Origin of the sequence: Ensifer canadensis (genome assembly GCF_017488845.2) — a bacterium.
GTDB lineage: Bacteria > Pseudomonadota > Alphaproteobacteria > Rhizobiales > Rhizobiaceae > Ensifer > Ensifer canadensis.
Genome location: NZ_CP083370.1, coordinates 3,326,725 through 3,340,015, shown reverse-complemented (window position 1 = coordinate 3,340,015; position 13,291 = coordinate 3,326,725). Strand labels below are relative to the sequence as shown.

At 63.1% G+C, this 13,291-nt stretch carries 12 protein-coding genes; 8 read left to right on the top strand and 4 right to left on the bottom strand.

What is annotated here, in order from left to right:
- Positions 1–315: 315 nt before the first annotated feature.
- From J3R84_RS16250 to hemA, 4 genes are all read left to right on the top strand, one after another.
- Positions 316–804 carry a (2Fe-2S)-binding protein gene (locus tag J3R84_RS16250; protein ID WP_025425019.1) on the top strand — a complete coding sequence of 163 codons (489 nt, stop codon included), beginning with the start codon at positions 316–318 and terminating at the stop codon, positions 802–804.
- Between the two features lie 83 nt (positions 805–887).
- On the top strand, positions 888–3,236 hold the full coding sequence (locus J3R84_RS16245) for a xanthine dehydrogenase family protein molybdopterin-binding subunit (protein WP_025425018.1): 2,349 nt from the start codon (positions 888–890) through the stop codon (positions 3,234–3,236).
- 15 nt (positions 3,237–3,251) lie between these two features.
- Entirely contained in the window at positions 3,252–4,049 is a 798-nt protein-coding gene (locus J3R84_RS16240; protein ID WP_025425017.1) for an FAD binding domain-containing protein, read from the top strand.
- A 225-nt stretch (positions 4,050–4,274) separates the two neighbouring features.
- Positions 4,275–5,489 (top strand): 5-aminolevulinate synthase, encoded by a 1,215-nt coding sequence (gene hemA, locus J3R84_RS16235; protein WP_025425016.1) that lies wholly within the window; start codon positions 4,275–4,277, stop codon positions 5,487–5,489.
- Positions 5,490–5,591: 102 nt separating this feature from the next.
- On the opposite strand, the gene dxr is transcribed toward hemA, so the two are convergent.
- Positions 5,592–6,767 (bottom strand): 1-deoxy-D-xylulose-5-phosphate reductoisomerase, encoded by a 1,176-nt coding sequence (gene dxr / locus J3R84_RS16230; protein WP_025425015.1) that lies wholly within the window; start codon positions 6,765–6,767, stop codon positions 5,592–5,594.
- Positions 6,768–7,019: 252 nt separating this feature from the next.
- On the opposite strand from dxr, the gene J3R84_RS16225 reads away from it, so the two are divergent.
- From J3R84_RS16225 to J3R84_RS16215, 3 genes are all read left to right on the top strand, one after another.
- A complete protein-coding gene (locus J3R84_RS16225) occupies positions 7,020–7,745 on the top strand; it encodes an META domain-containing protein (protein ID WP_025425014.1) in 726 nt (241 codons plus the stop codon).
- Between the two features lie 227 nt (positions 7,746–7,972).
- The gene (locus J3R84_RS16220; RefSeq protein WP_107027568.1) at positions 7,973–8,134 is read left to right on the top strand and encodes a Thivi_2564 family membrane protein; all 162 of its coding nucleotides are present in this window, start codon (positions 7,973–7,975) and stop codon (positions 8,132–8,134) included.
- A gap of 158 nt (positions 8,135–8,292) precedes the next feature.
- The gene (locus J3R84_RS16215) at positions 8,293–8,661 is read left to right on the top strand and encodes a VOC family protein (protein ID WP_025425013.1); all 369 of its coding nucleotides are present in this window, start codon (positions 8,293–8,295) and stop codon (positions 8,659–8,661) included.
- Positions 8,662–8,686: 25 nt separating this feature from the next.
- On the opposite strand, the gene J3R84_RS16210 is transcribed toward J3R84_RS16215, so the two are convergent.
- Together J3R84_RS16210 and J3R84_RS16205 are read right to left on the bottom strand one after the other, a co-directional pair.
- Positions 8,687–10,516 carry an ABC transporter ATP-binding protein gene (locus J3R84_RS16210; RefSeq protein ID WP_025425012.1) on the bottom strand — a complete coding sequence of 610 codons (1,830 nt, stop codon included), beginning with the start codon at positions 10,514–10,516 and terminating at the stop codon, positions 8,687–8,689.
- Positions 10,517–10,560: 44 nt separating this feature from the next.
- The gene (locus J3R84_RS16205) at positions 10,561–11,760 is read right to left on the bottom strand and encodes an aminotransferase class V-fold PLP-dependent enzyme (RefSeq protein ID WP_025425011.1); all 1,200 of its coding nucleotides are present in this window, start codon (positions 11,758–11,760) and stop codon (positions 10,561–10,563) included.
- 230 nt (positions 11,761–11,990) lie between these two features.
- On the opposite strand from J3R84_RS16205, the gene J3R84_RS16200 reads away from it, so the two are divergent.
- Positions 11,991–12,770, top strand: a complete 780-nt coding sequence (locus J3R84_RS16200; RefSeq protein WP_051509186.1) for an IclR family transcriptional regulator — start codon at positions 11,991–11,993, stop codon at positions 12,768–12,770.
- 19 nt (positions 12,771–12,789) lie between these two features.
- On the opposite strand, the gene J3R84_RS16195 is transcribed toward J3R84_RS16200, so the two are convergent.
- Positions 12,790–13,281: a RidA family protein gene (locus J3R84_RS16195; protein WP_025425009.1), complete on the bottom strand. Its 492-nt coding sequence runs from the start codon at positions 13,279–13,281 to the stop codon at positions 12,790–12,792.
- Positions 13,282–13,291 lie beyond the last annotated feature (10 nt).

Below are 13,291 nucleotides of genomic sequence, written 5' to 3'. Positions count from 1 at the left end.
GCCGCTGTGAAAGTCTACAGGAGGTCTGGCGGATTCTCTTCGCCGCCAACATAATGATATCGTTCCTGAACGGGACATGAAGGCCCGATTTCAGCTAACACAACCATCACGCAAAATTTTTATCGCGCCTGACCCTTGGGCGGTTGCGACATTCCAAAAAAAGACAATGATACAAACAAGCCGCGGGAACCCGGAGGAGGGATATCGAGGCGAAGGGCATCGATAGCAGTTGGCGCGTACCTGGTCGCGTGAACAGATCATCACCCGGCTTACCGTTCGCGCTCGTGTTGGCATTGACCCACCCGGAGGAGCGAAATGGCGAAAATTACAATGACGGTCAACGGCCGTCAGGTGAGCGGTCAATGTGATGACCGGACGTTGCTGGTGCATTTCATTCGTGAGAACCTTGGGCTGTCCGGCACCCATGTCGGCTGCGACACGTCGCAATGCGGCGCGTGCGTCGTTCATATGGACGGAATGTCGGTCAAGAGCTGTTCCACCCTCGCTGCGCAGGCGGCGGGCTCACAGGTCACCACCATCGAAGGACTGGCCGCCAATGGCGAGCTGCACCCGGTGCAGGCCGCCTTCAAGGCCAATCATGGCCTGCAATGCGGTTTCTGCACACCCGGCATGGTGATGACAGCGGTCGACATGATCCGCCGGCATGGCGGGCAGCTCGATGAGGCGACCGTGCGCGCCGAACTCGACGGCAATATCTGTCGTTGCACCGGCTACCACAACATCGTCAAGGCGATCCTTGCGGCGGCAGCCGAGATGGGCGGCGCCCGCGTCGCTGCCGAATGAAGTCCGGCCCGCGGCGATGACGTTTCGCCGCGATCACATTTCACCGCAGGACTTTCGCTGGATATCTCGGGAGGAGATCGGCAATGGGCGTTGAAGGTATTGGCGCGCGGGTGGCGCGCAAGGAAGACAAACGGTTCCTGACCGGCAAGGGGCGCTATACGGACGACATGTCGGTGCCGGGCATGAAATATGCGATCTTCGTGCGCAGTCCCTATGCGCATGCGAAGATCAAGTCGATCGACGCGGCGGCGGCCAAGGCCATGCCCGGCGTGATCGGCGTGCTCGACGGCGAGCAACTGCTCGCCGACGGTATCGGCAATCTCATCTGCGGCTGGATGATCCATTCCAAGGACGGATCGCCGATGAAGATGGGCGCCTGGCGGCCGCTCGCGCACGAGACGGTGCGTTACGTCGGTGACGCCGTCGCCATCGTCGTTGCCGACAGCATTGCGGAAGCGAAGGATGCCGCCGAAGCCGTCGTCGTCGATTACCAGGAACTGCCCGTCGTCACCGATGCGACCAAGGCGCTGGAGCAGGGGCAGCCGCAGCTTCACCCGGAAGCACCCAACAACTTGATCTTCGACTGGCAGATCGGCGATGCCGCCGCCACCGACAAGGCGATCGCCTCGGCTGCGCATGTGACCGAGATCACTATCCACAACAACCGCCTGTCGCCGAACGCGATGGAGCCGCGCGCCACGCTCGGGATCTATGATGGCGGCGACGATCACTACACCTGCTACACCACCAGCCAGAACCCGCATGTGGCGCGGCTGGTGATGAGCGCGTTCTATAATGTCGCGCCCGAAAACAAGCTGCGTGTCATCGCGCCGGATGTCGGCGGCGGCTTCGGCTCGAAGATCTTTATCTATCCGGAAGAGGTCGTCTGTCTCTGGGCCTCCAAGTGTACCGGCGTGCCGGTGAAATGGACCTCCGACCGCACGGAAGCCTTCCTGACCGATGCGCATGGCCGCGACCACCACTCGAAGGTGAAGATGGCGTTCGATGCCAACAACCGGATCATCGGGCTGAAGGTCGATACGGTTGCCAATCTCGGCGCCTACATGTCGTTGTTCTCCTCGTCGGTGCCGACCTATCTCTATGCGACGCTCCTGTCGGGCCAGTACGACATACCGGCGATCCACGCCAATGTGCGCACCGTCTACACCAACACTGCCCCGGTCGATGCCTATCGCGGCGCTGGCCGCCCGGAAGCGACCTATCTCCTGGAGCGCACCATGGAGACGGCGGCGCGAGAGCTTGGAGTTTCGCCGGCGGAACTCCGGCGGATCAACTTCATCCGCACCTTCCCGCACCAGACGCCCGTCATCATGAATTACGATGCCGGCGATTACGAAACCTCGCTCAATGCCGCGATGCAGGCCTCCGACTGGAACGGGTTTGCTGCCCGCAAGGCGGAAGCCGCTAAACGCGGGATGAAGCGCGGCATTGGCATGAGCTGCTATATCGAGGCCTGCGGCATCGCGCCGTCGGCGGCGGTCGGCTCGCTCGGTGCCGGCGTCGGTCTCTGGGAATCGGCCGAGGTCCGAGTCAATGCCGTCGGCACCATCGAGGTTCTGACCGGGTCGCACAGCCACGGGCAGGGGCATGAAACCACCTTCGCCCAACTGGTCGCCGATCGCTTCGGCGTGCCGATCGACAGCGTCAACATCGTCCACGGCGACACCGACAAGGTGCAGATGGGCATGGGCACCTACGGCTCGCGCTCGGGGGCGGTCGGCATGTCGGCCGTCGTCAAGGCGCTCGACAAGGTTGAAGCCAAGGCGAAGAAGATCGCCGCCCACCTGATGGAGGCGGATGAAAGCGACATCGTCATCGAGAACGGCGAACTCAAGGTCGCCGGCACCGACAAGACGGTACCGTGGTTCCAGATGGCGCTTGCCGCCTATACCGCCCACAACCTGCCGCCGGGCATGGAGCCGGGGCTGAAAGAGGGCGCGTTCTACGATCCGGCCAACTTCACCTTCCCCGCCGGCTGCTACATCTGCGAAGTGGAGGTCGATCCCGATACGGGGCAGACCAAGATCATCCAGTTCGTCGCCGCCGACGATTTCGGCAACATCATCAACCCGATGATCGTCGAGGGGCAGGTGCATGGCGGCCTGGCGCAGGGCATCGGCCAGGCGCTGCTCGAGGGCGTTCACTACGATCCGGCAAACGGCCAGCTCTTGACGGCAAGCTACATGGATTATGCCATGCCGCGGGCCGACGACCTGCCGTCATTCACGGTCTCGACCTCGAACACGCCCTGCCCGAACAATCCGCTCGGGATCAAGGGCTGCGGCGAGGCCGGCGCCATCGGCTCGCCGCCGGCGCTGATCAACGCCATCACCGACGCCATCGGCAACAACCGGCTGACGATGCCGGCGACGCCGCAAAAGGTGTGGGCTGCCGCCCATGCCGCAAACTGAGCGGGAGGACGTGTCATGTACGAGACCCATTATCACCGGGCGTCCTCTATCCAGGATGCCGTCAAACTCAAGCAGGCCGCAGGCGAGGGCAAATATCTCTCCGGCGGGATGACGCTGATCCCGACGATGAAGCAGCGGCTTGCCGCACCGACCGACCTCATCGATCTCAGGCATGTCGCGGAAATGAAGGGCATCAAGGTGACGGGGCGAACCGTGAGGATCGGTGCTGCGGCCACCCATTTCGACGTGGCGTCCTCCGCCGAGCTGGCGGCCGTGTGCCCGGCGATCTCAGGGCTTGCCAGCCATATCGGCGACCCGCATGTGCGCCACATGGGCACGATCGGCGGCTCCATCGCCAACAACGATCCGGCTGCCGACTACCCTTCGGCGATGCTGGCGCTCGATGCGACCATTGTCACCGATAGGCGGGAAATTGCCGCCGGCGATTTCTTCACCGGTCTTTTCGAGACCGCGCTCGAAGACGGCGAACTGGTGACCGCGATCGCCTTCGAGGCTCCGGCAAAGGCAGCCTACCAGAAGTTCGCCAACCCGGCCTCGCGCTACGCCATGACCGGCGTCTTCGTCGTGCGCCGGGACAATGGCGATGTTCGCGTCGCGGTGACGGGGGCCGGATCGAGTGGCGTCTTCCGGCACAAGGACATGGAGGCGGCGCTTTCGTCGCAGTGGTCGCCGGATGCGCTTGCCAATGTGCCGGTCGACGCTTCCGACCTGCTTTCCGACATCCACGCGGATGCCGCCTATCGCGCCAATCTGGTCAAGGTGATGGCAAAACGCGCGGTGGCTGCAGCATGAGCAATGCGGGCCTGTCTTGATGCGTCAAAAAGGGCGGTTTCGGCCGCCCTTTTTTCGTCCAAGCTTGACTTCGATCAAGCTTGGAGGGATTTACATGCGCTAAGGCTTTCTTTGGAACGGTTCAAAACTAGAGGCCTTTTGCCGCAGGCGGCGGCCGCGTCGCATTGCGGGGTTGACCCCCGGTCGCTTTGAATCAAAAAAAGCGGCAGGGCACTGGAGAAGATGATGGATTTCGAGAATTTCTTTAAAACCGAGCTGGACGGGCTGCATCAGGAAGGTCGCTACCGGGTTTTCGCCGATATCGCTCGCCATCGCGGCAACTTTCCGAAGGCCGCGCGCCACACGGCTGAAGGCATTCAGGAAGTCACCGTCTGGTGTTCCAACGACTATCTCGGCATGGGCCAGCACACCATCGTCACCGAGGCGATGAAACGCGCCATCGACGAATGCGGCGCCGGTGCCGGCGGCACCCGCAACATTTCCGGAACCAACCACTACCATGTGCTGCTCGAGCGCGAGCTCGCAGATCTGCATGGCAAGGAATCGGCGCTTCTGTTCACCTCGGGTTACGTGTCCAACTGGGCCGCCCTTGGAACGCTCTGTTCGAAGATTCCCGGTGTCATCGTCTTCTCAGACGCCGGGAACCACGCTTCGATGATCGAGGGGATTCGTCATTCCAAGTGCGAACGCGTCATCTTCAAGCACAACTCGGTGGCCGACCTCGAAGCCAAGCTTGCCGCAGCCGATCCGCGCGCGCCGAAGATCATTGCCTTTGAATCCGTCTATTCGATGGATGGCGACATTGCCCCGATCAAGGAGCTCTGCGATCTCGCCGACAAATACGGCGCGATGACCTATCTCGACGAAGTGCACGCCGTCGGCATATACGGCCCGCGTGGCGGCGGTATCGCCGAGCGCGAAGGCCTGATGCATCGCCTCACCGTCATCGAAGGCACGCTCGGCAAGGCCTTCGGCGTCATGGGCGGCTACATCACCGGCTCGACGGCGCTTTGCGATTTCATCCGCTCCTTTGCTTCGGGCTTCATCTTCACGACGGCGCTGCCACCGACGCTTGCGGCCGGTGCGCTTGCCTCCATCCGTCATCTGAAGGAAAGCCAGATCGAACGCTTCGCCCATCAGGAGCGCGTGCGCCGGCTGCGCTCGCTGCTCGACCAGCGCGGCATTCCGCATATGCCGAACCCGAGCCATATCGTGCCGGTCATGGTCGGCGACGCCGCCAAGTGCAAGTGGATCTCCGACCTGCTGCTCGACCATTTTGGCGTCTATGTGCAGCCGATCAACTACCCGACGGTGCCGACGAAGACCGAGCGCCTGCGCATCACTCCGACGCCGCTGCATTCGGATGCCGATATCGACCATCTGGTCGGCGCGCTGCATTCGCTGTGGTCGCGCTGCGCGCTGGCACGGGCCGTCGCGTAAGGCTTCACTTATCTTTCGAGAAATCTGCCCCTAACCTTCTCTCCGCGTGCGGGGAGAAAGTGGCGGCAGCCGGATGAGGGGCGGGAACGCCCGATCAGCAAACTATCGGATCAGCCCGGCAGCCAGTTGTCGGGCTTTTTCGTCGGCGGCAAAGACATCGTCCATGGTGACGGCCGCAGGCAGGTCCGAGAGCTTGTCCATTACCTGCTCGACAATTTCGGCCATGTCCAGGAACCCGGCCCGACCGGCGATGAAGGCTTCCAGCGCCGTCTCCTTGGCGCCGTTCAGCACGGCCCCCTGCACGCCGCCCTGTTCCATGGCGCGGCGCGCCAGGCGGATTGCCGGAAACCTGATTTCATCGGGCGCTTCGAAATCGAGGCGCGACAGCTTGGCGAAGTCGAGCCGTTCGATCGGCAGGTCGCAGCGGCTGGGATAGGAGAGCGCATAGCCGATGGCGGTGCGCATGTCGGGGCAGCCGAGCTGCGCCAGCACCGAGCCATCGGTGTAGCCGACCATCGAGTGGATGACCGACTGCGGATGCACGATCACCTCGATCTGCTCCGGCCTGAGGCCGAACAGGTGCTTGGCTTCGATCATCTCCAGCGCCTTGTTGAACATCGAGGCGCTGTCGATCGAGATCTTCAGACCCATCGACCAGTTCGGATGGGCGCGGGCGACGTCGGCCGTCACGTGGCGCATCTCTTCGAGTGTCTTGGTGCGGAAGGGGCCGCCGGAGGCTGTGAGGATGATGCGCTCGACGGCATGGCGCTGGTGCTCTTCCAGCACCTGGAAGATGGCGTTGTGTTCGCTATCGACCGGCAAGAGGCGGCCGCCGCCCTTCCTGACCGCTTCGATGAACAGGCTGCCGGCGGAAACCAGGCATTCCTTGTTGGCAAGCGCGATGTCGGCGCCGCGGCTTGCGGCGGCCAGCGTCGGGGCAAGTCCGGCATTGCCGACGATTGCCGCCATCACCCAGCCGGCGTCGCGCTCCGCCGCCTCGATCAGGCCGCTCCTGCCTGACGCAACCTCAATGCCGGTGCCGGAGAGCGCTGTCTTCAGGCTGGCGTAATGGCTGTCGTCGGCGGTAACGGCAAGCTCTGCGCCGTGGACAATCGCCTGCTGCGCCAGCAGCGGAATGTTGCCGTTTCCGGTCAGAGCGACGATCTCGAAACTGTCGCGACCGCCCAGCCGCTCGACGACATCGAGCGTATTGGTGCCGATGGAGCCGGTCGAGCCCAGGATCGTCAGTCGGCGCTTCGCGTTTTCGCGGGATGCCATGCCAATTCCCATGTTCTTGTTCGTTCTTCCAGCCTTACAGCGGGGCGGGGGCGCAAGCGCCCGGCCGAGCGCCTAACGCTCGCTCCGACAGAGGGAAGCCGCGTTTTGGTTTTGCCGAAAACCGATGCCGATCTTCATTGTATGCGCTAGGCTCTACAGGCGAAATCGACGTGCAACAAGGGCGCGGTCTTCAATCCGGCGTGTGATCGGGCTAAGAATCGGACGACGAGTCGAAGCGCGAAGGAGTTCCCGATGCTGAAAGTCGCCACCGCCCTTTCCTGCGCCTGCGTGCTGATCGAAATGGCCTCAATGCAGACGGTCGCTGCCGAAAACGTGCCGCAACAGCTTGTCGGCATCTGGCTTGCCGAAGATATCGCCGGCCGCGGGGTGATCGACAATCTTCAGTCGACGCTGGAGATCCGCGACGATGGAACCTATGGCGGCATGGCCGGCTGCAACCACTTTACCGGTACTTTCAGCCTTTCCGGTGCGAAGATCACCTTCGGCCCGGCGGCCTCGACCCGCAAGATGTGCGTGCCGGCGGTGATGGATCAGGAACAGAAATTCCTGGCGGCACTGCGCACCGAGCTTTCCTGGGATGTCGAAGGGTCGAAACTGATCCTCGGCAAGTCGGCCGGCGCGCCGGCGCTGACGCTGGCGTCGATGGCAGCGGGCGGATCGGGCAGTGTCGATGTCACGATTTCGGTTCCGGGGGCAGAGACCGTCGATCGCCAGTCGGCGCGCTATGACTGCGGCGGCAAGACGGTCGAAGCCGAATACATCAATGCCGGCCCGGCCTCATTGGTGACCTTCACCCTCGACGGCAACTTCACCGTCGCCTCTAACGTGATTTCCGCATCGGGTGCCAAGTATGCCGGCGGCCAGTATATCTGGTGGACGAAAGGTGACGAGGCAACGCTCTACGATGCGACGAAGGGCGAGAATGATGCCGGGATCGCCTGCAAGGCGGCCGGCTGACACCCTTCTCCCGATCTTCCATGCAATCAACGCTGATGAGCCAGTCGTGCGCGGCATGATCGCCGCGAGCTCTGATTTCGTGTGCGCGGAACTGCTGCCAGTCGGCAGGGACGGAGGCCGGAACCCAGCCTTATCTAAATAAGTATTTGCCAGTATTGGAACTTTTCGGCTCGCCTCATAGTTACAACTCAGACGACTTCGCGTCGCCTTGAAAAGGGAGTTTGTCTATGGGGCTTCTTATCAGCATTCTGATCACGTTCCTCGTCATCGTGCTCGTGCTTTATCTGGTTCAGCGCCTGCCGCTGGACGGCCGGGCGAAACAGATCGTGCAGGCTATCGTGCTCGTTATCGGTATCATCTCGCTGTTGAAATATCTGGCCGTCTTCTGACGCAGACGCCGACCTCAGTGGTTAGCATGGTCCGACAAGGCCGCCGGCTCCATCCTCGGAGCGGCGGCTTTTTTGCGCCGGGCATGATTTCGATGCTGACAAAAGCTGACAGTGGCACGCGCTAGCTTGCGACCATCGAACAACGGAGATGATCGACGATGCTGACCCCGAACCTCATCCTGCTTTACGTGGAAGATCCTGAACAGAGCGCCGCCTTCTACACACGGCTGCTTGGCCGTGGGCCGGTTGCGGCCTTTCCGGCCTACGTCGCCTATGCCCTCGATAACGGCCTGAACTTCAGCCTCTGGTCCACCAAGGCCGCGAACTTCGTCTCCTCCGGTTCGGGCCACCGGATGGAGATCGCCTTCATGGTCAAGGACGACGCCGAGGTCGAGCGGCTTTACGCGGAATGGCGCAAGGCTGGGATCCCGATCGAGCAGGACCTGATGACCGCCGTCTTCGGCCGCACCTTTGTCGCGCTCGATCCCGATGGCCATCGCCTGCGCGTCTGCACGCCAGACAAGTGACGGCGCGGTTTTAAGCGCCCGCTTTCTACACTTGCACGAAGTGCTCCGCCGAAATCTGGCGGTACTGCCGCTCGCCCACGACATAGTCGGGCGCGCGCATCGGGCTCTTGATCTCGTCGCTGGCGACATTGCGCCTGGTGTGCCGCCGGGTCGGATCGGCGATCGGCACGGCTGCCATCAGCTTGCGGGTGTAGGGGTGCTGCGGGTTTTCGAAGATATCGGTGCGCGGGCCGATCTCGACGATCTCGCCGAGATACATTACCGCGACACGGTGGCTGACGCGTTCGACGACGGCCATGTCGTGCGAGATGAAGAGATAGGCAAGGCCGAGGCTCGCCTGCAGGTCGAGCAGAAGGTTGATGACCTGCGCCTTGATCGAGACGTCGAGGGCCGAGACCGATTCGTCGGCAACGATGACCTTCGGATCGAGCGCCAGCGCCCGCGCAATGCAGACACGCTGGCGCTGTCCGCCGGAGAATTCATGCGGGTAGCGCGCGGCCATGTCGGCCTGCAGGCCGACGCGCTCCAGCAGGTCGGCGACCTTGTCGCGGGCCTGGCTCGCGGTGCCGAGCTTGTGCTCGAGATAGGGTTCGGCGATCGCAGCCCCCACGGTCATGCGAGGATTGAGGCTGGCGAAGGGATCCTGGAAGATCATCTGCATGGTCCGGCGCATTTCGCGCAAGCGTTTGCGATCCATGGCCAGCACGTCCTGGCCGTTGAGAACGACCGACCCGCTCTGCGGTTCGATCAGCCGCATGATGGCGCGACCGGTGGTCGACTTGCCGCAGCCGGATTCGCCGACGAGCGACAGCGTTTCGCCCGGCTGCAGGCTGAAGGAGACGTTTTCGATGGCGTGCACGCGGCCCTGCAGCTTGCCGAGCAGCCCGGCATGAATGTCGAAGCGCTTGACGAGGTTTTTCACCTCAAGGATCGGGCGGGTCTGAGCGACCGTGCTCGTTCCCTCGGCCGGCGTATCCGGCAGGCCAGTGACGCTGTCGATAACAGGAAAACGCAGCGGCTGCGGCTTGCCCTTCATCGAGCCGAGCATCGGTACGGCCGAGAGAAGTGCGCGGGTATAGGGATGTTTGGCGCGCAGGAAGATGTCGTCCGTCCGGCCGGTTTCCACCGCTTCGCCGCGGAACATCACCACGGTGCGGTCGGCGATCTCCGCAACCACGCCCATGTCGTGGGTGATGAACAGGACGGACGTTCCTTCCTCCTCCTGCAGCACCTTGATGAGGTCGAGGATCTGTCCCTGGATCGTCACGTCGAGGGCGGTCGTCGGCTCGTCGGCGATCAGGAGCTTCGGACGGCTGGCAAGCGCCATGGCGATCATGACGCGCTGGCGCATGCCGCCGGAGAAGCGGTGCGGGTATTCGTCGAAACGGGAAGCGGCCGACGGGATCCTGACCTTGTCGAGCAGGCGAATGGTCTCGGCCTTCGCTTCCGCCTTGCTCATCGGTCGATGGCAGAGCAGCGCTTCGGAAATCTGGTCGCCGATGGTGAACAGCGGGTTCAGGCTGGTCATCGGCTCCTGGAAGATCATCGCCACTTCGTTGCCGCGCACGCGACGCATGTCGCTTTCCGGCAGATCGAGGATGTTGCAGCCGCCGAGCATGACTCGCCCTTCGGTTCGGCTCATGTCCTTCTGCAGCAGGCGCATGATCGAAAGGGACGTCACGCTCTTGCCCGAGCCGGATTCACCGACGATCGCCACCGTCTCTCCCGGCATGACCGAGAACGAGATGTCCCGCACCACAGGCTTCCAGGCGCCGTCGACCAGAAACGAGGTTGTCAGGTTCTCGACCGAAAGCACAGCTTTCGACGGATCGGTGGCAGCGTCGGTGCGGGTCATGTCTCACATTCCTTGTCGTTCTGCACGGGGTGGGCGGATCGGTCTCAGTCGGGCCAGCGCAACAGGCCGGCGAAGCGGCGGGCATTGCGCTCATGAAGCGGCGTGGCGATGATCTCGTTGGAGCTGCGCGCCTTTGTCAGCTCCTCGGAAAGGCGGTCTGCCACGATGGTTTCCTGGCCGGGGTGCAGGTTGCAGGGGTCGAGATAGAAGTAATTGTGCTCGACCTCGTGGTCGCGCACGATGATCGGCGGCTGACCGCGCGCCAGCGCATCGGCGAGATCCCAGGCGGTGATGTGGGCTTCCTGCGGATCGATGGTGACGCGCAGGCGGTCGAGCGGATTGCCGGTCGGGTCAGCTTCGATCACGTGCTTGACGCCCGGGCGGCCGTCGAGCGTGTCGCGCCAGAGATGGAGATAGCCGGCCTCGCGGTCGCGGATCCCCTGGTGGTCGCGCGTTTCCCAGGCGATGAGGGCTGCCATCACGCCGAGCATGCTTTCCTTGCCGACCTTCATGCCGCGGCCGATGCCGAGGTTCTGCAGGAAGGCGTTGCGCACCAGCGTCTTTTCGCCGGCGACGATGCCGGAGGTCGGGCCGCCCAGGAATTTGTGACCGGAATAGAGGACGATGTCCGCGCCCTGTTCGAGGAAGATCTTCAGATCATATTCGGATGCGGCATCGACGATGACCGGCACGCCCTTGGCATGGCAGGCCTCGGCGAATTCCTTGAGCCCGATAAGGCCGTACTGAACCACATGGTGGGAGACGACATAGATGGCAGCCGCCGTGCGCTCGTTGATGGCGCCTTCGATGTGATAGCGATAGGCCGACGTCGCCTGGCCGACGAGCACCGGCTTGCCGCCGGCAATGCGGATCGCCTGGTCGACCGGCGCACCATAGCTGACGACATGGCCCATCTGGATGATGACTTCGTTCTTCAAGCCCGTGGCATCGGGCAGGCGCTCGATCGCGGCGAGGTCGTTGCCGGTCATGGTGCCGGCGACTGCAAGGCTGATGCCGGCGGAGCAGGAGGCGGTGATGAAGCCGGCCTCGGCGCCCGTCAGCCGGGCAATCACCGGGCTGATCTTGCGCTGCAGGTCGTTGATCTCGACGAATTGCGGCAGTATGCCTGTCATCGCGGCGATCGCTTCCGGAACCACGATCGATGCGCCGAGGCTGGTCATCGTGCCGGATACGTTGATAACGGGCCGAAGTCCGAGAGCTTCGCGGATGTCGCGGTCAGGCATGGTGGTCTCCATATGATTTTCTGGCAGTCGGAACAGGTTAAGCTATTCCGTTTTCGCGGAATATCTACCATAGTAATGAGATATGAACGGGCCGTTTCGGATCGCCGAACCGGCCGTTGTCGCGGGTGAGACGGAAAGCCGTTGCTGACCGCCCATCTGATGCGAATTTCGAATTGCATGGGAGTAGACCCTTGGACAAGACGACGATTGCCGCCGAAGCCGGCGACGACATGGAGCCGACCGGCAAGACCCGCCGTTCGCGCGTAAGCGGCATGGATCGGGCATTGCAGGTGCTCGACTTCCTCTACGAGACCGGTTCTCCGAGCGGCGTCTACGCGATTGCCAAAGCGGTCGGCGCGCCGCTGTCGACGGCCTATGTCATCGTCGACGACATGGTGGAAAAGAACCTGCTCAGCCGCGATGCCGACGGCCAGGTCTGGCTCGGTGACAGGCTCTACCATTACGGTCTCGCCTATGCGCGCTCGCTCGATTTCCTCGGCGTGGCGACGCGGGAGATGCATGATCTCGGTCGCGAGGTTGCCGAAACCATCCAGCTCTGCGGTCGCGACGGCGACTACATGCAGGTGCTCGCCATGGCGGACGGCCCCGGCCATTTCCAGGTGACATCCAGGGTCGGCACCCGGGTGCCGCTTAACTGGACGGCCTCCGGACGATTGCTGGTCGGCCATCTGCCCTCCGACGAGAGGTTGGAGCTGTTCCGCCGTTGCGCCCGCACATCGCCGACGGGCCGGGCCGATGTAGATCCGGCCGCACTGTCGAGCCAGGCCGAGACGGCGCTTGCCGCCAAGCTTTCGATCCAGGCCGGTGAATCCGACTATGCGGTCGCCTGCGTCGCCGCCCCGATCCTCGACGACAAGGGCAGTTGCGTCGCGACCATCTCCATCGTTCTGCCCGAACAGAAGATCGTCGACGATCGCAACTTCTACGCCGATCACGTCAGGGTTTCCGCCGAGCGGATCGAGAAGATGATGGGCTGGCGCAGCCATTGATCCGACCTCCCTTAAACCGTCACTCGTGAAGCGAGACGATCGCTTCGATCTCGACGGTGATGTTGCCGGGAAGCGATCCGAAACCGACGGCCGAGCGGGCATGCTGCCCCGCTTCGCCGAAGACGTCGATCAGCAGGTCGGAGCAACCATTGATCACCTGCGGATGATCGGCGAAGTCCGGTACGGCGTTGACCATGCCGAGGAGCTTGACGATGCGCTTGACGCGGCCGAGATCGCCGAGCGCATCATGCATCACCGCCAGCAGATTGATGCCCGTCAGCCGCGCGTGCTCATAGGCGCTTTCAACGTCGACGTCGGCGCCGACCTTGCCGGCATGCAGGTGGCCGTCGACCTCGCGCGGGCCCTGTCCGGAGAGGTAGAGAATGTTGCCCTCCTGAACATGGGTGACGAAGTTGGCGATCGGCGGCGGTGCCGGGGGCAGGTCGATGCCGAGGGCTGCAAGCCTCTGGTAGGGCGAAGCCGGCACACGGCCCTTGGTCTTATGGTCCAAACTGTTCACG

What these genes read in the sequence shown, in the direction of transcription:
- J3R84_RS16250 (WP_025425019.1), top strand. Translation starts at nt 316, where the DNA reads ATGGCGAAAATTACAATGACGGTCAACGGCCGTCAGGTGAGCGGTCAA.
- J3R84_RS16245 (WP_025425018.1), top strand. Translation starts at nt 888, where the DNA reads ATGGGCGTTGAAGGTATTGGCGCGCGGGTGGCGCGCAAGGAAGACAAA.
- J3R84_RS16240 (WP_025425017.1), top strand. Translation starts at nt 3,252, where the DNA reads ATGTACGAGACCCATTATCACCGGGCGTCCTCTATCCAGGATGCCGTC.
- hemA (WP_025425016.1), top strand. Translation starts at nt 4,275, where the DNA reads ATGGATTTCGAGAATTTCTTTAAAACCGAGCTGGACGGGCTGCATCAG.
- dxr (WP_025425015.1), bottom strand. Translation starts at nt 6,767, where the DNA reads ATGGCATCCCGCGAAAACGCGAAGCGCCGACTGACGATCCTGGGCTCG.
- J3R84_RS16225 (WP_025425014.1), top strand. Translation starts at nt 7,020, where the DNA reads ATGCTGAAAGTCGCCACCGCCCTTTCCTGCGCCTGCGTGCTGATCGAA.
- J3R84_RS16220 (WP_107027568.1), top strand. Translation starts at nt 7,973, where the DNA reads ATGGGGCTTCTTATCAGCATTCTGATCACGTTCCTCGTCATCGTGCTC.
- J3R84_RS16215 (WP_025425013.1), top strand. Translation starts at nt 8,293, where the DNA reads ATGCTGACCCCGAACCTCATCCTGCTTTACGTGGAAGATCCTGAACAG.
- J3R84_RS16210 (WP_025425012.1), bottom strand. Translation starts at nt 10,516, where the DNA reads ATGACCCGCACCGACGCTGCCACCGATCCGTCGAAAGCTGTGCTTTCG.
- J3R84_RS16205 (WP_025425011.1), bottom strand. Translation starts at nt 11,760, where the DNA reads ATGCCTGACCGCGACATCCGCGAAGCTCTCGGACTTCGGCCCGTTATC.
- J3R84_RS16200 (WP_051509186.1), top strand. Translation starts at nt 11,991, where the DNA reads ATGGAGCCGACCGGCAAGACCCGCCGTTCGCGCGTAAGCGGCATGGAT.